Origin of the sequence: Murimonas intestini, assembly GCF_024622195.1 — a bacterium.
Lineage (GTDB): Bacteria > Bacillota > Clostridia > Lachnospirales > Lachnospiraceae > Murimonas > Murimonas intestini.
Genome location: NZ_JANKBI010000027.1, coordinates 35,143 through 60,854, shown reverse-complemented (window position 1 = coordinate 60,854; position 25,712 = coordinate 35,143). Strand labels below are relative to the sequence as shown.

Sequence of the window (25,712 nt, the reverse complement as noted above, 5' to 3'; positions counted from 1 at the left end):
AGCGAGGAGATGAAACTCTTAGGCCCCGAAGAATGCGGTCAGCAAAAGTGAGCGCTTGCGCTCAAGGCCGGAGCTGTTTGAGGGGCGGTTGCATCAGCAAACGCACCGAGTTTCCGGCCGCCTTTTGCGTTTCAAGCATTCTCCGGGGCCTTAGAGTTTCACGACGCAGCGGTTGGACTGAACCACGAACCCTCCCGCCCGCCTGTCCCTGCCACTGATTCACTGCCTACAATGCAAAGCGTCCTCCCCGCCTCTAATCCGCTAAACAGCAACATTGGAAAAAACTGGAAATATTCCCCTCCCACTTTTGGATATATACTGTTAGTTGGCAATGACAACATAGGATGAAGGCGTGGCGGCCCGCTGTGCCGTGGGGATGGCAGCTTGGGCTTATATGCGGACTAGGAGGATGAATTATGGAGAAAAAAGTATATGGTTATGTCAGGGTATCTACAAAGGAGCAGAATGAAGACAGGCAGATGATTGCCCTGGAAAATTTTCAGGTGAAGCCTGACAGGATCTTTATGGATAAGCAGAGTGGAAAGGATTTCCAGAGGCCGGAGTACCAGAAAATGATCAGGAAACTAAGAGAAGGCGATCTGCTGGTTATCAAATCTATTGACAGGCTGGGCAGGAATTATGAGGAAATCTTGGAGCAGTGGAGGATATTGACAAAGGAAATGCGGGTGGATGTGGCTGTTATTGACATTCCGCTGCTGGATACAAGGAAGACCGAGGATAATCTGACAGGTACTTTTATTGCGGATCTGGTGCTGCAGATACTTTCTTATGTGGCTGAGACGGAGCGTGAAAATATAAGGGCGAGGCAGGCGGAGGGAATCGAGGCAGCCAGAAGAAGAGGGGTGCGTTTCGGAAGACCAAGGAAAAAAATACCACAGCAGTTTTGCTATCTGCAGGAACTGTGGACAGCGGGGAAGATCGCATCCCGGGAGGCGGCCAGGCAGCTGGAGATCTCACAGGATACATTTTTGCGCTGGGTTCGTGAGGGAACAGTGAAAGGTGTGCTGAATGATCCGGTTATTGGTCACGGAGGGAATAGTAACGAACAGTAACATAGTAATAACAGGATTCAGAATTAGGCTTGAATTTATGGCAGTGAAGTGTTAATCTGTATATATTGAGCGGATCAGTATAAAATATAAAGAAAAGAAATGGTCCGTAATTAAGCAAAGGAGGGAAAATAAGTGGACATATGTGGTCGAAGTCAGAAAACAGACAGTGATATTCACTTGCGGGCCTGCAGATTACTGTGCCGCTTATTCCCGCGGGCAATGAGCCGGGTGAACATGCCTGCATGTGCATACGGTGAATGCTGCGAGGGGCAAAGACCCCGCTGCTCTGCAACGTTACAGGTTTGATGCCTGGTTTGCTGGCAGACAGGGCTTTGGTTTTTCCGCGCACAGTCTGAGGGGATCATATGCCCTGAATCAGCAGGAGGATTTTTTGCGTGTTCAAGTGGATATCGCCGTACAGGAATTTTTCTATACCTGTACGGCGTTGTTTTGTTTTTGCTGAGGCCTCACTGTAATTAATGAAACAGGAGGATAAACCAGTGGAAAAGGAATTTGATTTTGAATTAATGCTAGAATACCTGAACAGGAGAGATTACAGAAGTTTCAGGAAAGTTTTAGAAGATGAAAATGAAGTAGATGTGGCAGAGCTTATAGAGGAATTGCCGTCTGAGAAGGCGGCTGTGGCTTTCAGGACTTTACCCAAGGAAATGGCGGCCGAAGTGTTCTCAAACCTTCCGCCGGAAACACAGCAGGTCATTATCGGCGCTGTGACGGATAATGAGCTGTCAGAGATCATGGAAGACTTGTTTGTTGATGATGCAGTGGATATGCTGGAGGAGCTGCCGGCAAATGTGGTAAAGCGTGTGTTAAAGAATGCTGACCCGCAGATGCGCAGGCTGATCAACCAGTTTTTGAGATATCCGGAGAATTCTGCCGGGAGCATAATGACGGCAGAGTTTATTGACTTGAAGAAAAATATGACAGTAAGTGACGCGATCAAAAGGATCAGGCGTACAGGCGAGGACAGTGAGACTATTTATACCTGTTATGTGACTGACAGGTCCAGGAAGCTGGAGGGCATCGTGACTGTTAAGGACCTGCTTCTATCTGAGGATGACACTCAGATAGAAGAGCTTATGGAAACAGATGTGATCACGGCAGTTACAGAGGAGGATCAGGAAGAAGTAGTATCCAGAATGATGAAGTATGACTTTATAGCCATGCCGGTGGTAGATAATGAGAACAGGCTTGTCGGCATAGTGACAGTCGATGATGTTATGGATGTCATGGAAGAAGAGGCTACGGAGGACTTTGAAAAGATGGCTGCAATGGCGCCTTCTGAGAGGCCGTATCTAAAGACAAATGTGTTTGAACTTGCAAAACACAGAATTATGTGGCTGCTCGTCCTTATGGTATCAGGTATGATAACAGGCGGTATCCTTGGCAAGTATGAAGCTGCTTTTTCCGCCCTGCCGATGCTTGTTACATTTATTCCCATGCTAACAGATACAGGGGGAAATGCGGGCAGCCAGAGCAGCACGCTTGTTATAAGAGGTATGGCGGTAGGAGATATCCTGCCAAAGGATTTTTTGAAGGTTTTCTGGAAAGAGCTTCGTGTCAGTATGCTTGTGGGTGCTGTACTGAGCGCAGTCAATTTCATACGTCTGGCTATTACTTATCCGGGAAATGAGATGGTGGCATTTACAGTAGCGATCGCCATGTTTGCAACTGTTATGATGGCAAAGACTATAGGCGGCATACTGCCAATGGCTGCTAAGCTGCTGCATGCTGACCCGGCTATTATGGCGGCACCGCTTATTACGACTATAGTAGACGCTTTTTCACTGATCATTTACTTTAATGTGGCGCAGATGCTGCTGCCCATATGATGACTCCTTTATTTTAAGCTCCTTCATTTAAAACTCCTTCACTTTTACAATCCGGCATTATTGCCATATCTGTCGGTTGATAAAGCAAAGGAGGAATGTTATATTGAATTCATACGGCAGTTGGATGCTGGTGTTATGTTTTTTGAAAATACAGCTGCAAGATTATGGTGCCCGACAGCAGGGCAGCAGTATAAAGAAGGAGAATCATAATGGATATGTATTCAAGCATTTTCAATCGAAAGTCAACACGAAAGTTTGACGCTGAGCCTCTTTCAGTTCAAGCGATGAGAGATTTTAAGGCATTTGTGGCAGGTATAAAACCGCTGCTGCCTGATGTGACACTCAGCCATAAGATTGTGGGCGCAGATGAGGTTAAAGGGATGGCACTTCCTAAAGCTCCCCACTTCCTGCTCATTTCAGGGAAGGAACATCCTTTGCGGAATACAGCAGCGGGATTTCTGTATCAGCAGGCGGAACTTTATCTTTACTCTAAGGGCTATGCCACCCGCTGGCTTACAAGTGTCAAACCGAGACAGACTGATCCGGATTTCATAATCGGAATCGCTTTTGGCAAACCGGATGGCTCTGCGTCAAGAGAGCCAGATGAATTTGACCGCAAGCCCCTTGCCGAAATTTCCAGGGGGTCAGATACGCGTCTGGAAGCAGTGCGGCTTGCGCCGTCAGGAATGAATGGACAGCCATGGTATTTTATAGTGGATGGGAATGCGATCCATGTCTATTATAAACCCAGTCTTGGCGGGATAATGGGCAGGCTTTATCATTTTACTGATTTGGATGTGGGTATTGCCCTCGCACATTTGAAAGTGGCTGGGGAACACGAGGGAAAGAAATTTTGTTTTACCGTAAATAAGAGCAGCGCACCGGCATCTCCGAAAGAGTTTGTGTATGTAGGAACAGTAGAATAATCAGCAGTTTTACAGGCCCATCGCTGATGCAGTGGGCCTGTCTGGTTACTGTTAACACGCCACTATCCCGCGAGGTGTTTTCGTGCGTATTTTGCACGAATATCCCGAGTTTTGCAGCGCGAAACGGCGTTCTTTGCCGTTTCTGTGCATCGCGGAGCGTGTTACTGGTCACGGAGTGAACAGTAACCCTGTCCGATTATTTCTGCAGGAATTGTTTGTCAAATTCCGGGTTAAAATAATAGAAGTTTTTAGAATCCAGATGTTCTTTTGTATTCTCCAGAGCTTCTCCGAAACGCTGGAAGTGGACGATCTCTCTTGTCCTCAGAAATTTCAGCGGTTCACGGACCTCAGGGTCTGTGATGACACGCAGCAGGTTGTCGTAAACAGTACGCGCTTTCTGTTCAGCAGCCAGGTCTTCTGTGAGGTCGGCGATGGCATCTCCTTTTGACTGGAATTCAAGTGCAGTGAAGGGAACACCTGCAGCCGCCTGGGGCCAGAGGCCTGTGGTATGGTCCACATAGTAGGCATCGAAGCCGGCCTCTTTCGCCTGCTCTGTTGTCAGGTTTTTTGTAAGCTGATAGACCATGGCACAAATGATTTCCATATGGGCAAGCTCCTCTGTGCCAATGTCTGTCAGCAGCCCGCCTACAGATTTGACAGGCATAGAATAGCGCTGGGCCAGATAACGCATAGACGCAGACAGCTCTCCGTCAGGTCCGCCATACTGGCTGATGATCAGCTGGGCTGTTTTAGGACATGTCTTTGTTATTTTTACTGGAAACTGAAGACGTTTTTCATAGCACCACATTAACAGCACACTCCTTCCCAGGGCATAGGCCCTTCCTGCCAGCAGCCTTCACAGTCGGGTGTAAGGGGGTAATGATTCTGGGCAAACTGTGAAAGCAGCTGTTTCCTTTTAGTTACAAGTTCTTTTTTTATATCTGCCGGTGCCGTGTCCGCAGGATGAGTATCCATATAGAGACGCAGATCATCCAGTACAAAGCTGACTGTCATGATCTGAAGCAGAAGCTGTGTCTGTTCGTTTCCGGAAGATAAATTTTCAGACTGCGGGAGTGCGCTTATGGCGGACCCAAGCGGTGTCTCGGCAGCGGATTCAGCCGCATAAAAAGGCATGTTAAGACAAGGAAAGACAGTGCCGTTCAGAAGCGCTGTGTTTTCATCATAGAGTCTTTCCCACTGCTGTATAGGGACGCTGGCAATGGCTAAATTCTTATTTTCCATGAGTAAGCTCCTCTCTTGTGATTTGATTATCAAGCTGCATCAATAGTATATGTAAAAACGGACATATTAAATTGGTAGATTATACTGTAAGCAGGCCTTTTAGGCCTTTAAATGACGTAATTGACTAATTATGTAAAAATTATACATAAATTGTTGGAAATTCTTCTTTTAAATGTAAAAAATCTTGCATCGCAGAGGCGATTGTGGTATAGTGTTGAGGATGGTATATAGAAATTTTGCACAGTAGTTCGTTAAAGTAAAAGTAAATATGACGCGCCAAAACATTCCATGGCGGTTCCCCCATGGAATGTTTTATATCACAGGAAATTACACAGTAATTTCCTGTGATATAAAACAATCTCTGATTACAGGGTACGCTGAGCGTACCAGGAGGATGGCGGTTTACCTTCCGGTATAGGCGCACGGGGACCAAAAGGGTTCCTGCTCAAAGAAGAGACGGCCGGTGTTCCGGGCGTCATTGTTTGGCCTAAAATGTCCGTGCAGGAATAATAGTTGTTTTTCTCAGAAGAACAGACGGGCAGAGAATGCTGAAAAACCAGGGAATCCGGGTGCTTCCGGTGACGGACATTATCAGCGGAATGATATTACCATTATAAAGAGAAAAGGAGTGTTTTAGTTTGGCTAAATACGTTGGAAAAAGAGTCCTTCTCGCAATCGTGACATTGTTCATCATCTGCGGAATCACATTCTTTGCTATGAATGCGATACCCGGCGGCCCATTTGATGGAGAGAAGGCGGTATCACCAGAGGTTAAGGCGGCCATGGAAAAAAGGTATAACCTGGACAAGCCTGTACCCGAGCAGTTCGTGATCTATATGACGAATATGCTGCAGGGGGATTTTGGAATCTCTCTTAAAACAGGCCGGGATATTAAGACTACAATTTTTGAGTCATTTAAAGTATCTGCAAAATTAGGAGGAATGGCGATCCTTGTGGCGTTGGCACTTGGATTGGTATTTGGGAGTATTGCGGCTTTGACGAGGAATAAGCTGCCCGACAGGCTGATAATATTCTTTTCGACCCTGTTCACGTCGCTGCCTAACTTTGTGCTGGCGACCTTGCTGCTGCTGGCATTTTGTATCAAGTTGAAGTGGGTGCCGGTGTGGGATCCTAACCACCCGAACTACATTCTGCCTGTCATTGCACTTTCAGCCTATCCTATGGCTTACATAACAAGGCTTACAAAGACAAGTATGCTGGATGTCATGGGGCAGGATTATGTGCGTACTGCCAGGGCCAAGGGTGTGGCGCGCCTGAAAGTTATTTTTAAACATACCCTCCGCAATGCCCTGATTCCGGTTGTTACTTATGTAGGGCCTATGACGGCTTATATCCTGACAGGATCACTTGTTGTAGAGAAAATCTTTACAATTGGCGGTTTAGGATCAAAGTTTGTAGAAAGTATTACAAACCGTGATTATACGCTTATTATGGGAACGACGATTTTCCTGGCAGTGCTCATGGTTACCATGAACCTGCTTACAGATATTGTCTATAAGGCGGTAGACCCGCGTATTAAACTTGATTAGGAGGAGGCCGGAATGTATAATTTAGATAAAGATATTGATAAGATGCCTAAGAAGTCTCCTTTGAGCTTACAGATTGATTTACAGAAGTTTGAGAAAGCGACAGAGGAAGAGAAAAGGCAGCAGGATGTAATGAGCGAGTCTGTTTCCTTTTTCAGGGATGGTATGCGCAAACTGAGGAAAAATCCTCTTGCTATGGGAAGTATCGTAGTTCTTATACTGATTGTTGCTATGATTTTTATAGTACCGCATGTGGTACCGTATGAGTACTCACAGATTATAACTGTAAATGGAAAGAGGGATAAGACCGCGACTAATATGGGACCGTTCCAGTATTCAGAAAAGGAGCAGGCTTATATTGATGAAGGCGGAAAGATATTTCCTCATATCATGGGAACTGATGAGCTTGGGCGTGATTACTTTGTGCGTGTTATATACGGTACAAGAGTATCACTTACAATTGGTGTGTTTGCTGCGCTGATTGTACTGCTCATTGGTGTGCTCTATGGAAGTATCTCGGGATACTTCGGAGGCAAGGTTGACCTTGTAATGATGAGAATCGTGGATATAATATATTCGCTGCCTGACATGCTGATGGTGGTTCTGCTGTCTGTTGTACTGAAAGAAGTACTCAGTGTAGAAAGTATTCCTGCATTAAAAAATATAGGTACGAATATGCTGTCAATGTTCATCGTGTTCGGCCTTCTGTACTGGACAGGTATGGCCCGTCTTGTGCGCGGTCAGATCCTCACAATCAAGCAGAATGAATATATTCTTGCAGCTAAAGTCAGCGGCGCCAAGTCCAGCAGGATTATCCGCAAGCATATCCTGCCCAACTGTATCAGCGTTATTTTTATTTCAGCGGCGCTGCAGATACCGTCAGCAATCTTTACAGAGAGTTTCTTAAGCTTTATTGGTCTTGGAGTACAGGCACCTATGCCGTCTCTTGGATCACTGGCCAATGCAGCCAGGGCCGGACTCAGTGCGTATGCTTATAAGCTGATATTCCCGTCGATTATGATCTGTCTGATCACGCTGTCTTTCAATCTGCTGGGTGACGGGCTGCGAGATGCATTTGATCCGAAATTAAGGAGGTAATTGTTATGAGTGAAAATATACTTTCAGTAAAGAATCTTCATACCTCCTTCCGCACGGACAACGGGGAGGTAAAGGCAGTAAACGGTGTTTCATTCAATCTGGACAAGGGAAAGATTCTTGGTATCGTAGGAGAGTCCGGTTCGGGAAAATCCGTTACAGCTTATTCTATTATGCGTATACTGGAGAGTAACGGTGATATATCGGAAGGCCAGGTGCTCTATAAAGGCCAGGATATCACAAAGTTTACAGAAAAGCAGATGAGGGAATTCCGTGGAAAATGCTGTTCTATCATTTTCCAGGATCCTATGACAAGCCTGAATCCTGTATTTACAGTTGGAAATCAGTTAAAAGAAGCGATCCAGCTTCACACAGACAGAAAAGGAAAAGATGCAGAAGCACGTGCTATTGAAATGCTCACACTGGTAGGTGTAAATGAACCTGAAAAGCGTGTGAAACAGTATCCTTTTGAGCTGTCAGGCGGTATGCGCCAGCGTGTTATGATCGCCATGGCTCTTGCGTGTGAGCCTGACATCCTGATTGCAGATGAGCCTACGACTGCACTTGATGTGACGATTCAGGCGCAGATTCTGGAACTGATGCAGGATCTGCAGAAAAAATTTGGAATGGCAATTATTATGGTTACACATGATTTAGGTGTAATAGCCGATATGTGCGACGAGATCATTGTACTGTACGGCGGCCGTGTCTGTGAGAGAGGAACAGCGGAAGATATCTTCTACCGTCCTCACCATGAATATACAAAAGGACTTCTCTGTTCTATACCGAATGTTGACAAGATTGGCGAGAAGCTTATTCCGATCCCGGGTACACCGATCAACCTGCTGAATATGCCGAAAGGCTGCGCTTTCTGCCCGCGCTGTGAAAACGCCATGAAGATCTGTATCGAGGAAGTACCGCCTGAAATGCAGATGCCTGACGGACACTTTGCGTCCTGCTGGCTAAATGTAAAAGCAGAAATGGAAGCAAAGCAAGGAGGCAAGAACAATGAGTAAGACACAGAACAATATGAAAAGTGAATATCTGGTAGAGGTCAAAGACCTGAAACAGTATTTTCCTATAAAAACAGGTTTTATGCAGACAACCCCTCTTAAAGCGGTGGATGGTGTTTCATTTGCCATCAAGCCGGGCGAGACTCTTGGACTTGTAGGGGAATCAGGCTGCGGTAAGACTACAGTCGGCCGTTCCATGCTCAGGCTCTACACGCCGACTGGCGGCGAGGTGATTTATAATGGAGAGCAGGTAAATGCATCCACTATAAAACACATGAGAAAAGAAATGCAGATGGTATTCCAGGATCCCTATTCTTCTCTTAACCCGCGTATGACGGTGGAAGATATCATCGGTGAGCCTCTGGATGTATATAAGCTTTACTCTTCAAAGGGAGACCGCCGTGACAAGATCATACATCTGATGGAGCTGGTTGGATTAAATGCAGAGCATGCAACGCGCTATGCCCATGAGTTCTCAGGAGGCCAGCGCCAGCGTATCGGTATTGCCAGAGCTCTGGCAACAGACCCGAAGTTTATAGTCTGTGACGAGGCAGTCAGCGCACTCGACGTGTCTATCCAGGCACAGGTCATCAATATGTTTGAAGAACTCCAGGATAAATTAGGAGTGGCATATCTTTTTATAGCCCATGACCTGCTGGTAGTGCATCATATATCTGACAGGATAGCTGTTATGTATCTGGGAAGGGTAGTAGAGATCGCAGATGCTGATGAGCTGAATGATAAACCAATGCATCCGTATACACAGTCCCTGCTGAGTGCAGTTCCATATCCTGACCCGAAAATGGCTAAGGAGAGGAAACGTATCGTACTTGAGGGAGATGTGCCCAGTCCTCTGAACATGCCCACAGGCTGCGCATTCCGTACACGCTGTAAGTATGCGACAGAGCGTTGCGCCCAGGAATGCCCGTCTCTGACAGACCGCGGTAATGGTCATCAGGTGGCGTGCTGGAATAAATAAGGCTGCCTAAAAGGTAATATCAGGACAAAATTGAAAAAATTGGCCTGAAGATTTAATAATTTTTGATACAATTTGTCCTTTCTTTTTTGGAAAGAACATTGTATAATATAAAACAACCAAATTTATACATGGGAGGTATAATCTATGAAGAAAAAGTATTTAGCATTAGTGCTCTCTGCGTCCATGGTTATGGGCATGATGGCAGGATGCGCTTCTGGAACAGGAAGTGAAACAACAGCTCCGACAGAGGCAGAAACAGCAGCAGAACTGACAACAGAAGCCAACAAGACAAAAGCGGCAGCAGAGACAGAGGCTGAAGAAACAGAAGCAGCTACAGAGGCAGCTGAAACAGAAGCAGCAGCTGAAGGTGAAACAGAGGCAGCTACAGAGGCAGCAGTTGAATCAGCAGGCCACGGACCATCCAGCGAGGCAGCTCCTGCATGGGAAGTTTACAATCAGAGAATCGCTGATATCAGGGTTGAGACAGACCTTGAAAAACGTGAGGCTATGATGCATGAGGCAGAAGATGAGCTGATGAGCACCTGGGCAGTTATTCCGCTGTATTACTACAATGATGTATATATGCAGAAAACTGATGTGGACGGAATCTACAGCAACCTTTTCGGATTTAAATATTTTGGATTTGCTACAACTCCGACAAACACTCTGGCACTTCAGATCGCATCTGAGCCTAATAAGCTGGATCCGGCCCTGAACTCTACAGTAGACGGTGCCTGCCTTGCTATCCTGGCATTCTCAGGACTGTATATGTATGACGAAGAAGGACAGCTTGTTCCTGACCTGGCAGACGGCTATGAGATGAGTGAAGACGGACTTTCTTATACATTTACAATGAAAGACGGACTGAAATGGTCTGATGGAACAGAACTGTCAGCAAAGGATGTAGAGTACAGCTGGCAGAGACTTGCTAATCCTGAGACAGGTGCTGACTACGCATACCTGACAGACATCATCGCTCAGAAAGAAGATGGAACTCTGGATGTGGCAGCTTCTGAAGACGGAAAGACATTTACAGTTAACCTGAAAGCTCCTTGCGCATACTTCCTTGACCTGTGTGCATTCCCGGCATTCTATCCGGTACCTCAGGCAAGTGTTGAAGGCTCTGAAGGATTTGCTGACAACCCTGGCGACTGGTGTACAGAAGCAGGCTTCGTATCTTCAGGCCCGATGGTATGTACAGGCTGGAAACACAATGAATCCATGACTTATGAGAAGAACCCGAACTACTACAATGCAGACAGCGTTACACTTGAAAAAATCGAATTCATGTTAAGTGATGATGATACAGCTATCTGGAATGCATTCAAAGATGATTCTCTTCAGTTCATCGATACAATCGCAACAGATATGATGGAAACAGCTAAACCTATGCCTGAATTCCACAAAGTTCCTACACTGGGAACATACTACTGCGGATTTAACGTAAACAGTGATCTGTTCAAAGGCAAGACAATCGAGCAGGCAGCAGCTATGAGAAAAGCTATGTGTCTCTTAATTGACCGTCAGTATATTGTTGATTCTATCGCTCAGGCTGATCAGGAAATCGCAAATACATTCATCCCGACAGGAATGGCAGACGGAAACGGCGGCGAGTTCAGAAAGAATGATGACGCTTATACCTACCCATTAGAAGACAAAGTTGGTTACTATGATCCGGAACTCACAGATGCTAATATCGAAGAAGCTCAGGCTCTGCTTGAGAGTGCAGGATATCAGTTTGATGAAAACGGAATGCTTTCAGCAGATACACCGATCACTATGACATACCTGACAAATGATTCTGAAGGTAATGTTAAGATTGGTGAAGCTATCCAGCAGGATTTAGCAGCAATTGGCATCACAGTTACTGTTGAGACACGTGAATGGTCAGTATTCCTGGATGAAAGAAAATCAGGACAGTTTGACTTCTGCCGTGAAGGCTGGTTAGCAGACTACAATGACCCGATCAACATGCTTGAAATGTGGGAAACAAATTCTGGAAACAATGATATGCAGTTTGGTAGATAATATTTGATTAGAGTGCCTATGGGAGGCGTTGCATTTGCAGCGTCTCCTGTTTTATTTTACAGGGTGTGTCCAGCAGAGGTGCTCCGGTTCACTGAAAACAGCACAGTTGTATTCGTTAATAACGAGAAAGCAGCTGATTCAGCGAGAAAATCGTTACAAGAAAATGGAATAGAAATATAAAATGGTTTTATCAATGTAGAAAAACAACTTTTAATATCAAGATAAAGTAAAATAAAAATAGGAATTCATTCTACTATATCTTCTGAATGGTATGTTATAAAAGAAGATTACTGTTAAGCAGTAATAAATCACCTCATGAATAAGGGACCAGAGGAGTTGAGGTGCCGCAGGCAATTTTTGCCTTTTAAAAATCACCATTTTGGAAAACAATACCTATATAAAAATAAAAATTTGTCAGAAAAGGTACACATTTTCGTTCATCTATTGTATAATAAAAATATGGTTCGGCTGAAAGTGCAGATGATGATATATATTTTTTGCATGTTTTGTATATTTTCTGAGATATACGATAGAAAATAGAGGTCGAAAAAAAAGCACACCTTATCGTGGAGTGCTGTAAATGATACCCACAGGAGTGGATATTCTTACGCACGACAAGGTGTACTATATCTGACGGTGGTGGATATGGAGAAGAAAAGTGTTCATTGGTATTGGAGAACAGGCCTGTTATGGCTTATATTTTTGTTTTTTGCTCTGATATCTGTAAAGGCAGAGGCGGCGGGAAGTACATTCGAGTTTTTTTATGATAATGCCTGCGCATCATGCAGTGAAGATGAAAAAATATATGAGATATTTGAGGATGAGCTTTCTAAAGAAGAGAGAGAACAGATGGACTATGAGATCCGGACCTACAATGTATTTCATAAATCAAATAAAGAGCTTTTTGAAAAAAGGATACAGGAGAGCGGCAGGAGCAGGGAAGATTGTGGTCTGCCGGTACTTATAGCTAATGGAAAGTGGCTGTGCGGATATGACCAGATCAAAAGCACTCTGAGGGGTGCTCTGCTTGGAGATGAAGATTCATTAAAGCAAACAGAGGAGACTGCGGCTGATGGCGAAAAGCCGGCAGAAGATATTGTATCTGATGAGAATACATCATCATTTAATGAAAAATTTTTAGACGGACTTGAGGAATATGGTTTTACCAGCCAGGACAAGGTAATGCTTTTATTTACTACATATTCATGTGATGACTGCAATAGAGTGAAAGATTATCTGAAAGACGAGGATATAGCCGGGAATATCAGCGTACTGGAATTTAACATTGCTGAGGGCGGATACGTGGAAGTCCTTCAGGAATTATTTGAATTATACAGGGTGCCTGAAGCATCCAGGAAGGTTCCTATTGTATTTTACGGAAAGAACGCCATTGCCGGCGCTGATGATATCTGCAGCAGACTGAAAGACAGTATAGAGAGCGAAGATACTTCTTATCAGGCGCTCAGGGAAGAGCTTGACGGCCTTTCAGAGAGCCGGGAGGAGGGAAAAGCTTCCAGCCTTCTTGCGTTATTCGGCGCGGGGCTTCTCGCAGGTTTTAATCCGTGTTCTATATCCATGCTGCTGATGCTGTTTTCAATACTTTTGACAGCCCAAGCCTCAGTGCTGAAAAATGGCGCTCTATATCTGGGAGGCAAATACCTGACATATTTCGGGCTGGGCGTGGGAATCTATTTCGCGGCATCCATGATCGATCAGGAAGTGCTGGATGCAGCGGGCAAGGCGGTCAATATTGTGATCACAGTATTGTTTATAGGTGCATCTTTCATGAATCTGCTTGATTTCTGGAACGTGCGCAGAGAAGAATATGGAAAGGTCAGGATGCAGCTTCCGTCGGCGCTGAGAAGATTTAATCACAAAATGATTAAAAATGCGGGTAATGCATCGGGCAAGATTCTGCCGCTTTTAGTACTGGGACTTGGGATTGCCATCTCACTTGGGGAATTCTTCTGTACAGGGCAGATATACATGGCCTCAATCCTGTATATGCTGAGGGCGGATTCGGGCAATATAGGGCATATCCTGATATCTTTTCTCGTATATGTCACTGCAATGTGCGTACCTGCAGCAATTTTTATTTTTATTATATATAAGACAAAAAATACGAACCGCATTTCGGATTTCATGCTGGCGCATATGGACATTATCAAACTGGCCAATGCTGTGCTGTTCCTTGGGTTCGCATTATACTTCATATTTATATTGTAAAGTTTTCCGGCAGAATGAGCTCAAAACGTTCAATGGACGGAAGGTCAGAATAGACTTCGAGCAATGGGCAGGCTTTGGGGCTGTCACAGACAGCCAGCTGGCGCAGCAGCTCTTCTGTCAGGCGGACACGTACAGCGCTGCGGTGTATGTGGCAGGGCTCAGGATCGTTGAAAAACTGTATGCTCTTTTCGAGAATGACAGATTCCTTTAAAGGAATATCTTTTAAAAGACCTTCATAGACCAGAGCATTCTGGTTGTAAAGGCGGATGGAAGGCGCGGCCTTCTTCTTAGGTTTGAAAAACATATGCTCAGGCTCCTTGGTAATTTAGTTTCTTTTGAAATGACGGGAGTTACAGCAGGCTGTGTACATCGACTGCTGCTATTATCTTTAAGAATACAACATTTAAGAGGGATGCACAATGAGAAAGAAAAGATTGTTTGGCCGCATGAAAAAAGGTATGGTGGAAGTAAAGAAAGTGTCTGACAGCAAAAATACACACAGCAGGCTTTCACTTAGGCTTTTATTCTCATATCTGATCATCATGGTAGCCCCTGCAATTGCGATCGTGGTTATATATTTTGCAGCCAGGGATGCACTTTTGGATGTTCAGAAAGAAAAAGCATACCGCCTGCTCTCTGAAGCGGTAATCAATTTTGACAGGCAGCTGGAAGAAATTATGAATGTGGGGCTGTATACCAGCCAGCAGGCTGAATTGACGGAATTTCTAAAAAAAGACAAGCCAGAAAGCCGGCAGGAACAGTTTTATGAACTGTATCTCATGGCCAGGTCATATCCGAATTACGGGCTTATGAACCAGGCTGTGGGAGATATCTATATATTGATCAAGGGTATGGACTATGTGATTGAGCTGCCCTCAGTAATACCGAATACTGAGCTTGGCATGCTTACCCTGGAGTCTTTTAACTCGAAAAATTATAACGAACTTATGGAGACCTTCTGTGAGAAGTATGAGTACGGTAATTATCTGAATATCCCAAATGGAAAAGAAAACTGGGACCAGTCAGATATAGCCCTTGTCAGGTCACTGCCCAGCGCTTATGACGATGTACAGGAGGGGGCTGTAGTCATAACACTTGATGAGGCGACAATAAAAAGGCTTATGGAGCATTCTATGATCGACGGGAGCGCCATGTCTTTTATACTGGATGATGAAAACCATATCATCAGAGGGATCGGCGCACATGGAGCAGTTAAGCCAGGGGCAGCCGGCACCACATGGGATGAGTACAGAACTGCCAACCATATAGATAAAAATTCAATTACTTATTCCATCAGATCTACTTATAATAACTGGAAATTTATATCTGTCACACCGAATGAAGTGCTTCTGGGGCAGATAGGAAGTATAAAATACCTGATCGTGATCCTCTGTATTGCAGCTATCGGTATAGGGCTTATTATTTGCTTTACATACTGGTACAGAAGAAAGAATACCATAAAAAGGTATGTCATATTTAATGATGAACTCAGCAACAGGGACGTTCAGGAAAATGGCAATTTCTGGAGGAGCCTGAACGGTTTTCTGGACAGAGTGGAAAATCTGCAGACAACAGTGACAAAGCAGCAGATGATAGTCCACCAGGAGATCCTGCGGAAAATTTTGTATGGTTCTTATGATTCAAAGGAAGAGCTGGAAGCCGAGCTGGGAGAAGAGGCGCAGGCCTTTTACAGGGCAAAAGGCTATTATGTAGTGCTTGTAGAGTTTGAGGACCCCTTAAGGGAAAATTTGTCTGTTCCGAAAAAAGAGTTCCAGGGAGTGGTGGAGCAGCATTTTGCTGAAAACCTGAAGCATACACATTGGGTTTACAGTGTGAGCCAGCTGTCTTATGCCCTTATCGTGGCTGGGGAAGACAATATGGATGCCGCCAGGCTGAAGGAAGAATTTGAGAAGCTGAACTTCTATTTCTATAAGGATATGCCTGTACAGATATTCACGGGCATAAGTGAGCCGGTGGAGGAGCTTATGCAGCTGCCCTCAGCATTTGAGGAGGCTTCAGGGATCAGCGAATACGCGAGGCTTTTTGGTATCCGTGTGCCTCTTTTAAAGGGAGACCTCCCTTCTAACCAGGAAAATTTCATATTTTCTATTGATATGGAGATGCAGCTGGAGCAGGCCATACGTACAGGTACGCCTGAGGAGCTGGAAAGTCTGTTAAAGGAGATAAAAGAGTACTATCTGAACCGCTTCCAGGAATTTTCTATGATGCGCCATGTGCTGGAAATCCTGCGGTGTACTGTTATCAGGAGCCTGGAGAAGAGCAAGAAGGATGAGGAAGCAAGGATTATACTAAAGAGAGTACAGAAGGCCCAGCGGCCTGATGAGATATTTGAAGAGATCAGAAATGCAAAGAAATATTATCAAAACAGTGAGAAGAATGTTGATGATGAGAGCTTGATTGAGGTCAAAAGGCAGCTTTCCAAACGGATAGAAGACAATTACGGGGATGCTGGATTTAATCTTGCCCGGCTTGCGGATGATATCGGGGTTGGGGAACGCAGATTGTACAAAGATTTTAAAGAATATTTTGGCGTAACGTTCAGTGAGTATCTGGAACAGCTCCGTATCAGGAATGCCTGTGCCTGTCTGAAAGAGGGAATGGCGGTAAAGGACGTGGCTGTCAGAGTTGGATACAGCAGTGATTATTCCTTCAGAAGGGCTTTTAAACGTGTCACGGGACTTCCGCCAAGCGACTTTCAAAAGCTTGTCTGATTACAATATGCACAAAAGAAACCTTGAAAAATAAGGGTTTTGCTAAAAATGTCTGCCCTGTTTATGAAATGTCTGTTGCATTACTTGGTAGTAAAATGCTATAAATGACTCATGAAACACGACCGAAATGTACAAAGTGCACAATACATATGAAAGCCGCAAAAAACATATGGGCATGCACATCTAAAATGAACATGCAGAATGAATGTACAGTACATTTTAGTCTAGCAATACCAAAGCAACAACCATAAGCATCAAAAAAGAAAAAGGAGGAAAAAGTGTATGATCAAGAAATTTGCAAAGGCTACAGCATTGGGATTGTCAGCAGTGATGGTACTGGGGCTCACCGCTTGCGGCGGAAATGGTGACAAGAAGACCACCGAAAAGGCAACTGATAAGGTAACTACAGAAGCAGCTACTGAGGCAGCTGAGACAGAAGCTAAGACGGAGGCTGCTAAGACAGAAGCAGCTGAGACAGAGGCTAAGACGGAAGCTAAAACAGAAGCGGCTGAGACAGAGGCAGCTAAAACCGAAGCAGCTACAGAAAAAGGCGGCGAAGGTGAGACAGAGGCTAAGACAGAAGCTAAAGCCGGAGATGAGGCAGCAGTTGATTTAGGTACTTATCCAATCGTTCCGGAGGGCGAGGAACTTACAATGACAGTATTTACTATGTCAATGCCTAACGTAACAGACCTGGCAACAAATGATTTCACAAAGTTCCTGGAAGAGAAGACAGGAATCAAGATTGAATTTGAAACAGGCGGCCGTGATGACTGGAAAGACAAACTGAATATGACCCTTTCATCAGGCGATTATCCGGACGTGATCCTGGGTGTGTCTCCAAACGTTGCAAAGTACGGTGTTAAGGAAGGAATCTTCATTCAGTTAGATGACCTTATCAATGAAGAGAACTGCCCGAACTACTTAAGAGTAATGGGACAATATCTGGATATGCAGAAACAGACAGACGGACATATCTATTCCTTATCAGGAACCAATGTATGCTATCACTGCTCATATGGACGTAAAATGTGGATCAACCAGCATTATCTGGATGAGATGGGTGTAGATATGCCTACAACCACAGAAGAGTTCTATGAAGTATGTAAGAAATTCTTAGAGTACAAGCCGGACGGAATCGCTATCGGCGGTGCTGCACCAGGATATGGCTGGTTTGCAAGTTTCGAAGATTTCCTTATGGGATCCTTCCTGTTATGCCCGCAGAAATCTATACCTCTTAACGTATATGACTATACTGCAGTAAACAAAGAAGGCAAAGTAGTATGCGCAGCAGTTGATGACAGATACAAAGAATTCCTTAAATATGTAAATTCTCTGTATGAATTAGGCGCTATCTATGACGGAAACTTCACACAGACTCAGGAACAGTTCAAGACAATCGTTAACCAGCCGGATGAACCAGTGCTCTGCTTCCCGGAAGGAACGATCTCTGACTACATTGACTCTGTTACAAACAATGAGCTTTACAGACATTATGTAACAATGGCTCCTCTGAAAGGACCGGATGGAGTACAGCTTTCCACAAACTTCAAGTATGATGGTGTAAGCGGCGACAGCTTTGTTATTACAGATGCATGTGAAAATCCGGAACTGGCTCTTCGCTGGGTAGACTTCTTCTTCTCACCGGATGGAGACCTTTGCTCACAGTACGGAGCTGAAGAAGGAACAGACTGGACACGTGAAGTTGGCGATGCAAAAGGTCTTGGCGGAGACAAAGCTCTCTACAAAGTACTTAATGGCTACTCAGGCGAGCCGCAGAACCATGACTGGCAGGATATCGGTATCCGTGTAGCTCCGGCTGATTACCGTCTTGGACAGGCCGTAGACGCTGATGTGGATCCATATGCACCAGAAGGACTGGAAAAACTTCTCTACGATGCTACTAAAGAAAACTATGAACCATACGGACAGGACGTACAGAATTCAGACCTGGATATCCTTCCGGAACTGAAGTTTACAGATGCAGAATCTCAGGATGTTTCAACTATCGCTGTTGAAATCGAGAAGATGATCCGTGAATCAACTGTTTCCTTTATCATGGGCACAAAAGACATTGATAAAGAGTGGGACAGCTACAAAGACGCTTTAGACAAAGCAGGATTACCTAAGTTACTTGAGACATACCAGACAGCTTATGACAGACAGGTAACTAAATAGAAATAAACATGTGTAAATAGAAATGAGCATGTGTAAAGGCTGCTGCAGAGCCGCAGCAGCCTTTTATCTTGAAGCCGGCCGGCTGTTCGTAAATGTTTGGGCGGCTGAAAGATATTTTTATAAAACATAAAGGAGGTAACTTGCTTTGAAGACAAAGACGGCGGTTATGAAACCGAATAAAAAGAATAAAATCAAGTCGGCTAACTGGCAGTTTTGGTTAATTATTGCACTTCCATGTATCTATGCCTTTGTATTTGCATATATCCCCATGGGCGGTATTTTGATGGCCTTCCAGGATTACAGTATCAAGGGAGGAATCTTTGGAAGTGATTGGGTTGGTCTGAAGCACTTTACACGTTTTCTGACTACAACGTCAAGTGTTACGATTATTAAAAACACTCTGATCCTTGGTGTTTATACATTAATTGTTAACTTCCCGATTCCTGTTCTGCTGGCAATCGGTGTTAATGAGATCCGTTCCGTAAAATACAAAAAGTTCATACAGATGATCACATATGCGCCATACTTCATTTCAGCAGTTGTACTTGTTGGTATGATGATGTCTATGATGGATTTAAGAACAGGTATTATCAATGTACTTTTACAGAAAATGGGCGTAGATCCTATTAACTTCTTTGGAGATGTTAAGCTGTTCAGACATCTGTATGTCTGGAGCGGTGTCTGGCAGACAGCCGGATACTCTGCGATTATCTACATAGCAGCTCTTGCTGGTGTAAGCCCTGAGCTGAAAGAGGCGGCAGTCGTGGACGGCGCTACAAGGCTGAAGAGGATCATTCATGTGGATCTTCCGGCTATCATCCCGACTATTGTAATCATGCTTATCTTTAACTGCGGTAGTATCGTTAATATCGGTATTGATAAAGTCCTCTTAATGCAGAACTCTATGAATGCTAATGTATCTGAAGTAATTTCAACCTTTGTATATAAGGTCGGTGTCGTAAATGCAGACTTCGGATTTTCAACTGCAGCCGGATTGTTCCAGTCTGTAGTAAGCTTTATACTTCTTGTAGCCGTTAACCAGATCAGTAAGAAAGTTACTGAAACCAGTTTGTGGTAGGGAGGTGGATATATGAATACCAAGTTTAAAAATCAAAGTTTAGGCGATAAGATTTTTATCATCCTTGTATATGTATTCCTGTCTATCGCCGGGCTTGCGGTGCTGTATCCTCTGATCTACATAGTTTCAGCATCCTTTTCTGATCCCCAGGCAGTTATGACGGGAGAAGTAGTTCTCTGGCCTGTAAGAGTGTCCCTGAAAGGATACCAGGCAGTATTTAAAAACCCCAAGATCATGACAGGTTTCCTGAACTCATTTATTTATCTGTTCCTGGGAACTGCCCTGAACCTGGTAATGACAATGCTCTGTGCATATCCTCTTTCCAGAAAAGAGTTTAAGCACAGAAATAAAATCGCAGCGCTTTTCGTGTTCACAATGTATTTCAGCGGCGGTCTGGTACCTACCTACATGGTAGTAAACAAATTAGGTCTGATCGATACGATCTGGGCCATGATCATCCCCAGCGCGATGTCTACATACAACATGATCATCTGCCGGACGTATATGATTAACTCCATACCGGACGAGATGTATGAGGCGGCGCAGGTGGACGGATGTTCGCCGTTCAGATATCTGACCAGGATCGTCACACCTCTGTGTAAGCCGATTCTGGCAGTACTGACACTGTATTATGGTGTTGCTAAGTGGAACAGCTACTTTGATGCCATGCTTTATATTAAGAAACAGGCTCTGCAGCCGTTGACTATCATTATGCGTGAGATACTGATCCTGAATCAGGTAGACCCCACAATGGTCAGCGATGCAAAGGCAGCTTCTGAAATGGCAGGCTTGACAGCACTGCTGAAATATTCTACAATTGTAGTAGCATCCGTGCCTGTACTGATTCTGTATCCGTTTGTACAGAAGCATCTGGTAAAAGGTGTTATGGTTGGAGCCGTAAAGGGCTAGTATGTTTATAAAATGAGTGATGGAGATAACAGGCGTCTTTTTGTCGGTTTTCGACATCACTCATTTTTAATTGCAGTGCAAGTGCGCATCGCGCGCTTTAGCTTAAGTTAAAGGAGGCAGAAGAATGAAGGATTATGTGCTGGAATGCTGCGTGGATTCCGCTGAATCAGCCCTGAATGCGGCGCGCGGCGGTGCCGGCAGGCTGGAGCTGTGCGGGAACCTGATCATTGGGGGGACTACCCCTGACACAGCCCTCTATGAGGAAATCAGAAAATATTCTGATATCAGGATACATGCGCTCATCCGTCCAAGATTTGGTGACTTTTGTTATACAGACCATGAGCTGGAGATCATCAGGGGAAGTATAAGGCGGTATAAAGAGCTGGGGGCAGAGGGAGTTGTCATCGGCGTGTTAAAGCCTGACGGTACTCTTGATATGGAAGAAATGAAAAAACTCATGAAAGAGGCTGAAGGAATGTCTGTGACCCTGCACCGCGCGTTTGATATGTGCCGTGACCCCAGGGAGACATTGGAGCAGGCTGTGGAACTGGGTATCAATACGATCCTCACATCGGGCCAGCAGAATAACTGTGTGGCGGGGAAAGAGCTGATCCGGGATATGGTGGAATGGGCGGACGGCAGGAGCGATATCCTGGTAGCCGGAGGAGTGGGCGCTGAGGTGATAAGAGAACTGCGTCCATTTACAAAAGCATCCAGCTTCCATATGTCAGGTAAAGTAACCCTTGACAGCAAAATGGAGTACAGGAAATCAGAAGTCAGCATGGGCCTCCCGTCTCTGAGTGAATATGAGATATGGCAGACAGATGAGAAAAAAATAAGGGCGGCAAAAGAAGTCCTGGATGCAATAGACTGAGAGGAAAAGGAGATACGCAATGTTTTCACAAGAATATAGCAGACAGATTGCAGAGGCATTTTCTGCACAGATGAAAGAGCTGGGCGCAATCGGTGAAGAGATCGTCAGAAAAGTAGAGAGTGAAGAGGCCGATGAGGCGGAGGCGCTGAAATATCTGTATATGTCAATGCCTCTCAGCGATGCTGTGGACTATCCATTTGAGCTGTATCTGGATTATGCAAGGCATGGTGTCTTTTTATGGAAGCAGGGTCCCTATGCGGGCAAGGTACCTGAAAAGTTATTTGCCAACTATGTCCTGCATCACAGGATCAATAATGAAGACCTGTCATCCTGCAGAGGATTTTTCTACGACCAGTTAAAAGACATAATTGCAGGCAGGAACATGAAGGAGAGCGCACTGGAAGTCAATTACTGGTGTGCCCGGGAAGCTACATATCAGACGACAGACGACAGGACTGCATCGCCCATAACTGTATATAATTCTGCATTCGGCAGATGCGGTGAGGAATCTACTCTTGCTGTATCTGTATTCAGAAGTGTGGGGATCCCGGCCAGACAAGTCTATGCTCCGCTATGGTCCCACTGTGACGATAACCATGCATGGGTTGAAGTGTGGTGCGACGGCAGCTGGTATTTCCTCGGTGCGTGTGAACCGGAAGAGATACTCAATAAGGGCTGGTTTACGAATGCATCCTCAAGGGCCATGATGATCCATTCCAGATGGTTCGACGAGGCTGCACCGGAAGAGGCGGTTGTAGGCAAAAAAGGGATATCAACGATTATCAATCACCTGGAGAGGTATGCCAGGACTACCCAGTTTTTTATCAAAGTGGAAGATGAGCAGGGAAATTCTCTCAAAGGAGTGCCGGTCTCATGCGAAGTTCTGAATTATGGAGAATTTGGCAATGTAGCTACGGCTGTTACAGGTGAAGACGGATGGACGGAAATTAACACAGGGTTTGGCAGCCTCCATTTATTTGCAGAGTCAGACGGACGGTTTGCAGAATGCCTCATAAACACAATAACGGAGAAAGAAGCAGTTCTGAGAGTCAAAAAGGCGCCGTGGAAGCTGGATGAGTGGAGCGAGATGGAGATCACTGCACCAAAGGATGCTCCTGTCAATGCTGCCCAGCCTACAAAGGAACAGAAGGCAGCCGGAGAGAAGAAATTTGCAGCAGCTGTGGCAGAACGCCAGAAAAAGGTTGAAAACTTCTATAAAAAGGAACTTGCGGAAGATATATTATCAAGATGTCCTGCAAGAGAAAAAGCAGAAGAGATACTAAAGGCAGCAAGAGGAAATATTGGCGAGATCATAAAATTCCTTTCATGGAGAGAGGAAGAAGAAGAGATGTGGCAGTGGAAAATGTCACTTCTGGAGGCGCTGACAGATAAGGACTACAGAGACTTAAAGGCTGATGTCCTCACAGCACATATGGAGCACAGCTTAAAATTTGCAGACACATGCGATAGCGGGCTTTTTGTGCCGTATATCATGAATCCCAGGATTGAATTCGAGCGTCTGACAGATTATAAGGCATTTATAGACGGATATCTTGAGGATAGTCTGAAGGAAGAGATGAAAAAGGATCCGGCTAAAATAAAAGCATATGTGGACGGACATGTGAAGGCTGTTCCGGAGAAAGAATACAGCAATCTGATCACGAAGCCTGAAGCCTGCCTTACTTCAGGAATCGGAAGCGTTCAGTCTCAGAAGATCCTGTGTGTGGCTATCGGACGCTCGCTGGGGATACCGTCCAGGCTCAATCCTGTAGATAAGACACTGGAGTTTTATGTGGACGGACGTTTTATCGGAGTTGAGGAGAAGCAGGACAGAAGAGACGCAGCGGCAAGGATCAGCGGGGATGACAGCAATACTGCATGGACATATACACAGAACTGGACACTTGCGCGATTAAATGGCAGCCAGTTTGTCACTCTTTTGCTTCAGGAGGAAGCAGGAGTTTCAGGCCTTGGTGAGATACGGCTGGAGTCCGGCCTTTACAGAGTGCTGACTGCAAACAGGCTTCCAAATGGAAATATTTTTGCAAAGCAGCTCTATTTTGAATTAAAGCCGGGTGAGTGCAGAGATGTTACATTATCCCTGAAAGAGGCGCAGCTCTCAGATATGCTGGAGGAGAACAAGATCCTTGATTTTGAATTAAAGGATGGAGACGGCAGTACAGTTATGGCATCCAGTCTGGATGACAGCAATAAGATGCTTATGATCTGGCTGGAAGAGAGCAAAGAACCTACGGAACATATACTGAATGAGATATATGACAGGCATGAAGAATTTGCAGCCCTTGATTCAAAAATTTATTTTATGATCAAAAGCAAAGATGCATTTGAGGACCCAACCTTAAAGAGAACACTTGGCGTGCTGAAAAATGTAGAATTTTTATATGATGATTTCGGAAGCAATGTGCAGACTCTTGGCAGAAGGATGTATGTGGACCCGGATAAGCTTCCTCTCATTATTGTGATAAAAGAAGGACTGACCGGCATCTATGCAACAAGCGGATATAACGTGGGGACAGCAGATATGCTTCTGCGTGTCCTGAAAGCCTAGGACCAGGGGCGGGCAAGCCTGACCTTGGCCTGTTGCCCGCGGAAATCAAAACAAGATAAGGAGGATAAGAAATTGAACGAAGTAGTAAAAGCAAGAACAGAGAGAACAAAATGGTACAGCGAAGCCAGATTTGGAATGTTTATTCACTGGGGGCTGTACGCTATCCCTTCCAGAGGAGAGTGGGTCAGAAGCACTGAGCGTATTCCGAAGGAGGAGTACGACGTATTTTTTGATGAATTTACAACAGAGAATTATAACCCGAAGGAATGGGCAAGGCTGGCTAAAAAGGCGGGAATGAAATATGCTGTACTGACAGCAAAGCATCATGACGGATTCTGCCTGTTTGATACAAAGTATACTGATTTTAAATCCACAAATGCACCGTGCAAACGTGACCTTGTGGCAGAATTCCTGGAAGCCTTCCGCGCTGAAGGGATCAAGGTAGGCCTTTATTTCTCGCTCATAGACTGGAGACATCCTGATTATCCTCATTTTGGTGATATGCATCATCCCATGAGAGAAAATGAGGAATATAAAAATGACGGGCGTGACTTCGACCGTTATCTGGAATTTATGCATGGACAGGTTCATGAGCTGCTGACTAATTATGGTCATCTGGATCTTATGTGGTTCGATTTCTCCTATGGCCCCATGAAGTGTGACACATGGAAAGCAGACAAGCTTATTGAAATGGTGCGTAAGATCCAGCCGCATATCATCATTGACAATCGTCTGGAAGGCAGTGCAGAGGATGCAGGAAGCATCCGCACCCTGGATCCGACACCATATTCAGGTGACTTTGCATCTCCTGAGCAGATGATCCCACCGGCATGCATCTGTGACGCAGGCGGCAATCCGATCCCATGGGAGGCATGCATCACTCTGAATAATAACTGGGGATATGCAGCACATGACCACCATTATAAATCAGCAAAGCTGGTTATCAGAACACTCGTAGAATGTGTCAGCAAGGGAGGAAACCTGATCCTGAACGTAGGTCCGAATGCCAAGGGAGAGATTCCGAAGGAATCTGTTGAGATCCTCACAGAGGTGGGTGAATGGATGAAGGAAAATGGAAAGAGTATCTACGGATGCGGTTTCTCAGATTATCCGAAGCCGGAATGGGGAAGATTTACCCAGAATGGCAACAAGCTGTATGCCCATGTGCTGGAGGAACAGGTTGGTGCGATCTGCCTTCCGAAGATGGCAGGCAAAGTTAAATCCATGCGCCTTGTGAGCGACGGGTCAGAGATCAAGGAGAGCTTCTTCTGGAATCTGAAGGAATATACGGATAATGCTTTCTTCTTCTTTGACAGCAAGAGCAGTGACTGCTACCCTCTGCCGGATGACAGAGATACTGTTGTTGAGATCACACTTAAAGAAGAGTAAGGCA

Annotated in this window: 19 protein-coding genes; 16 read left to right on the top strand and 3 right to left on the bottom strand. The window is 45.0% G+C overall.

Annotated elements, in window-relative coordinates; all coding sequences use genetic code 11:
- Window positions 1–416 precede the first annotated feature (416 nt).
- From NSB28_RS23915 to NSB28_RS23905, 3 genes are all read left to right on the top strand, one after another.
- Window positions 417–1,073: a recombinase family protein gene (locus tag NSB28_RS23915; protein ID WP_109748780.1), complete on the top strand. Its 657-nt coding sequence runs from the start codon at window positions 417–419 to the stop codon at window positions 1,071–1,073.
- 527 nt (window positions 1,074–1,600) lie between these two features.
- Window positions 1,601–2,923, top strand: coding sequence for a magnesium transporter (mgtE, locus tag NSB28_RS23910; protein WP_392391526.1), 1,323 nt, complete (start codon window positions 1,601–1,603; stop codon window positions 2,921–2,923).
- Window positions 2,924–3,132: 209 nt separating this feature from the next.
- Window positions 3,133–3,849: a nitroreductase family protein gene (locus NSB28_RS23905; RefSeq protein ID WP_109748778.1), complete on the top strand. Its 717-nt coding sequence runs from the start codon at window positions 3,133–3,135 to the stop codon at window positions 3,847–3,849.
- Between the two features lie 196 nt (window positions 3,850–4,045).
- On the opposite strand, the gene NSB28_RS23900 is transcribed toward NSB28_RS23905, so the two are convergent.
- Together NSB28_RS23900 and NSB28_RS23895 are read right to left on the bottom strand one after the other, a co-directional pair.
- Entirely contained in the window at window positions 4,046–4,657 is a 612-nt protein-coding gene (locus NSB28_RS23900) for a manganese catalase family protein (RefSeq protein WP_109748777.1), read from the bottom strand.
- Window positions 4,657–5,091, bottom strand: coding sequence for a spore coat protein CotJB (locus tag NSB28_RS23895; protein ID WP_257497946.1), 435 nt, complete (start codon window positions 5,089–5,091; stop codon window positions 4,657–4,659). Before NSB28_RS23895 ends, NSB28_RS23900 begins: the two co-directional genes overlap by 1 nt.
- A gap of 638 nt (window positions 5,092–5,729) precedes the next feature.
- On the opposite strand from NSB28_RS23895, the gene NSB28_RS23890 reads away from it, so the two are divergent.
- The 6 genes from NSB28_RS23890 (at window position 5,730) to NSB28_RS23865 (ending at window position 13,979) form a co-directional block, all read left to right on the top strand.
- On the top strand, window positions 5,730–6,641 hold the full coding sequence (locus tag NSB28_RS23890; protein ID WP_109748776.1) for an ABC transporter permease: 912 nt from the start codon (window positions 5,730–5,732) through the stop codon (window positions 6,639–6,641).
- A 12-nt stretch (window positions 6,642–6,653) separates the two neighbouring features.
- A complete protein-coding gene (locus NSB28_RS23885) occupies window positions 6,654–7,736 on the top strand; it encodes an ABC transporter permease (RefSeq protein WP_109748775.1) in 1,083 nt (360 codons plus the stop codon).
- Between the two features lie 5 nt (window positions 7,737–7,741).
- Window positions 7,742–8,749 carry an ABC transporter ATP-binding protein gene (locus NSB28_RS23880; RefSeq protein WP_109748774.1) on the top strand — a complete coding sequence of 336 codons (1,008 nt, stop codon included), beginning with the start codon at window positions 7,742–7,744 and terminating at the stop codon, window positions 8,747–8,749.
- Window positions 8,742–9,725, top strand: a complete 984-nt coding sequence (locus NSB28_RS23875) for an ABC transporter ATP-binding protein (protein WP_109748773.1) — start codon at window positions 8,742–8,744, stop codon at window positions 9,723–9,725. The genes NSB28_RS23880 and NSB28_RS23875 overlap by 8 nt, the downstream gene beginning before the upstream one ends.
- 144 nt (window positions 9,726–9,869) lie before the next feature.
- Window positions 9,870–11,753, top strand: coding sequence for a peptide ABC transporter substrate-binding protein (locus tag NSB28_RS23870; RefSeq protein ID WP_257497947.1), 1,884 nt, complete (start codon window positions 9,870–9,872; stop codon window positions 11,751–11,753).
- A gap of 645 nt (window positions 11,754–12,398) precedes the next feature.
- Window positions 12,399–13,979, top strand: a complete 1,581-nt coding sequence (locus NSB28_RS23865) for a cytochrome c biogenesis protein CcdA (RefSeq protein WP_109748772.1) — start codon at window positions 12,399–12,401, stop codon at window positions 13,977–13,979.
- Here NSB28_RS23865 and NSB28_RS23860 read toward each other — a convergent pair.
- The gene (locus NSB28_RS23860; RefSeq protein ID WP_109748771.1) at window positions 13,969–14,283 is read right to left on the bottom strand and encodes a hypothetical protein; all 315 of its coding nucleotides are present in this window, start codon (window positions 14,281–14,283) and stop codon (window positions 13,969–13,971) included. The two genes, NSB28_RS23865 and NSB28_RS23860, sit on opposite strands and share 11 nt — an antisense overlap.
- A gap of 115 nt (window positions 14,284–14,398) precedes the next feature.
- Between NSB28_RS23860 and NSB28_RS23855 the strand changes: the two genes are divergently transcribed.
- From NSB28_RS23855 to NSB28_RS23825, 7 genes are all read left to right on the top strand, one after another.
- Window positions 14,399–16,711, top strand: coding sequence for a helix-turn-helix domain-containing protein (locus NSB28_RS23855; protein WP_109748770.1), 2,313 nt, complete (start codon window positions 14,399–14,401; stop codon window positions 16,709–16,711).
- A 282-nt stretch (window positions 16,712–16,993) separates the two neighbouring features.
- A complete protein-coding gene (locus NSB28_RS23850) occupies window positions 16,994–18,889 on the top strand; it encodes an extracellular solute-binding protein (RefSeq protein WP_243134877.1) in 1,896 nt (631 codons plus the stop codon).
- Between the two features lie 145 nt (window positions 18,890–19,034).
- Complete coding sequence (locus tag NSB28_RS23845) at window positions 19,035–19,967, top strand: ABC transporter permease (RefSeq protein WP_306812257.1); 933 nt, start codon at window positions 19,035–19,037, stop codon at window positions 19,965–19,967.
- Between the two features lie 12 nt (window positions 19,968–19,979).
- Window positions 19,980–20,876: a carbohydrate ABC transporter permease gene (locus NSB28_RS23840; RefSeq protein ID WP_109748769.1), complete on the top strand. Its 897-nt coding sequence runs from the start codon at window positions 19,980–19,982 to the stop codon at window positions 20,874–20,876.
- A 124-nt stretch (window positions 20,877–21,000) separates the two neighbouring features.
- On the top strand, window positions 21,001–21,750 hold the full coding sequence (locus NSB28_RS23835) for a copper homeostasis protein CutC (RefSeq protein WP_109748768.1): 750 nt from the start codon (window positions 21,001–21,003) through the stop codon (window positions 21,748–21,750).
- 19 nt (window positions 21,751–21,769) lie between these two features.
- Entirely contained in the window at window positions 21,770–24,319 is a 2,550-nt protein-coding gene (locus tag NSB28_RS23830; protein ID WP_109748767.1) for a transglutaminase-like domain-containing protein, read from the top strand.
- A 24-nt stretch (window positions 24,320–24,343) separates the two neighbouring features.
- Window positions 24,344–25,708: an alpha-L-fucosidase gene (locus NSB28_RS23825; protein WP_392391523.1), complete on the top strand. Its 1,365-nt coding sequence runs from the start codon at window positions 24,344–24,346 to the stop codon at window positions 25,706–25,708.
- Window positions 25,709–25,712: the final 4 nt, after the last annotated feature.

Excerpts from the sequence above, each read along its gene's own strand:
- NSB28_RS23875 (WP_109748773.1), top strand. The coding sequence starts at position 8,742 with ATGAGTAAGACACAGAACAATATGAAAAGTGAATATCTGGTAGAGGTC.
- mgtE (WP_392391526.1), top strand. The coding sequence starts at position 1,601 with ATGCTAGAATACCTGAACAGGAGAGATTACAGAAGTTTCAGGAAAGTT.
- NSB28_RS23900 (WP_109748777.1), bottom strand. The coding sequence starts at position 4,657 with ATGTGGTGCTATGAAAAACGTCTTCAGTTTCCAGTAAAAATAACAAAG.
- NSB28_RS23885 (WP_109748775.1), top strand. The coding sequence starts at position 6,654 with ATGTATAATTTAGATAAAGATATTGATAAGATGCCTAAGAAGTCTCCT.
- NSB28_RS23830 (WP_109748767.1), top strand. The coding sequence starts at position 21,770 with ATGTTTTCACAAGAATATAGCAGACAGATTGCAGAGGCATTTTCTGCA.
- NSB28_RS23865 (WP_109748772.1), top strand. The coding sequence starts at position 12,399 with ATGGAGAAGAAAAGTGTTCATTGGTATTGGAGAACAGGCCTGTTATGG.
- NSB28_RS23915 (WP_109748780.1), top strand. The coding sequence starts at position 417 with ATGGAGAAAAAAGTATATGGTTATGTCAGGGTATCTACAAAGGAGCAG.
- NSB28_RS23870 (WP_257497947.1), top strand. The coding sequence starts at position 9,870 with ATGAAGAAAAAGTATTTAGCATTAGTGCTCTCTGCGTCCATGGTTATG.
- NSB28_RS23850 (WP_243134877.1), top strand. The coding sequence starts at position 16,994 with ATGATCAAGAAATTTGCAAAGGCTACAGCATTGGGATTGTCAGCAGTG.
- NSB28_RS23840 (WP_109748769.1), top strand. The coding sequence starts at position 19,980 with ATGAATACCAAGTTTAAAAATCAAAGTTTAGGCGATAAGATTTTTATC.
- NSB28_RS23855 (WP_109748770.1), top strand. The coding sequence starts at position 14,399 with ATGAGAAAGAAAAGATTGTTTGGCCGCATGAAAAAAGGTATGGTGGAA.
- NSB28_RS23860 (WP_109748771.1), bottom strand. The coding sequence starts at position 14,283 with ATGTTTTTCAAACCTAAGAAGAAGGCCGCGCCTTCCATCCGCCTTTAC.
- NSB28_RS23895 (WP_257497946.1), bottom strand. The coding sequence starts at position 5,091 with ATGGAAAATAAGAATTTAGCCATTGCCAGCGTCCCTATACAGCAGTGG.
- NSB28_RS23835 (WP_109748768.1), top strand. The coding sequence starts at position 21,001 with ATGAAGGATTATGTGCTGGAATGCTGCGTGGATTCCGCTGAATCAGCC.
- NSB28_RS23905 (WP_109748778.1), top strand. The coding sequence starts at position 3,133 with ATGGATATGTATTCAAGCATTTTCAATCGAAAGTCAACACGAAAGTTT.
- NSB28_RS23880 (WP_109748774.1), top strand. The coding sequence starts at position 7,742 with ATGAGTGAAAATATACTTTCAGTAAAGAATCTTCATACCTCCTTCCGC.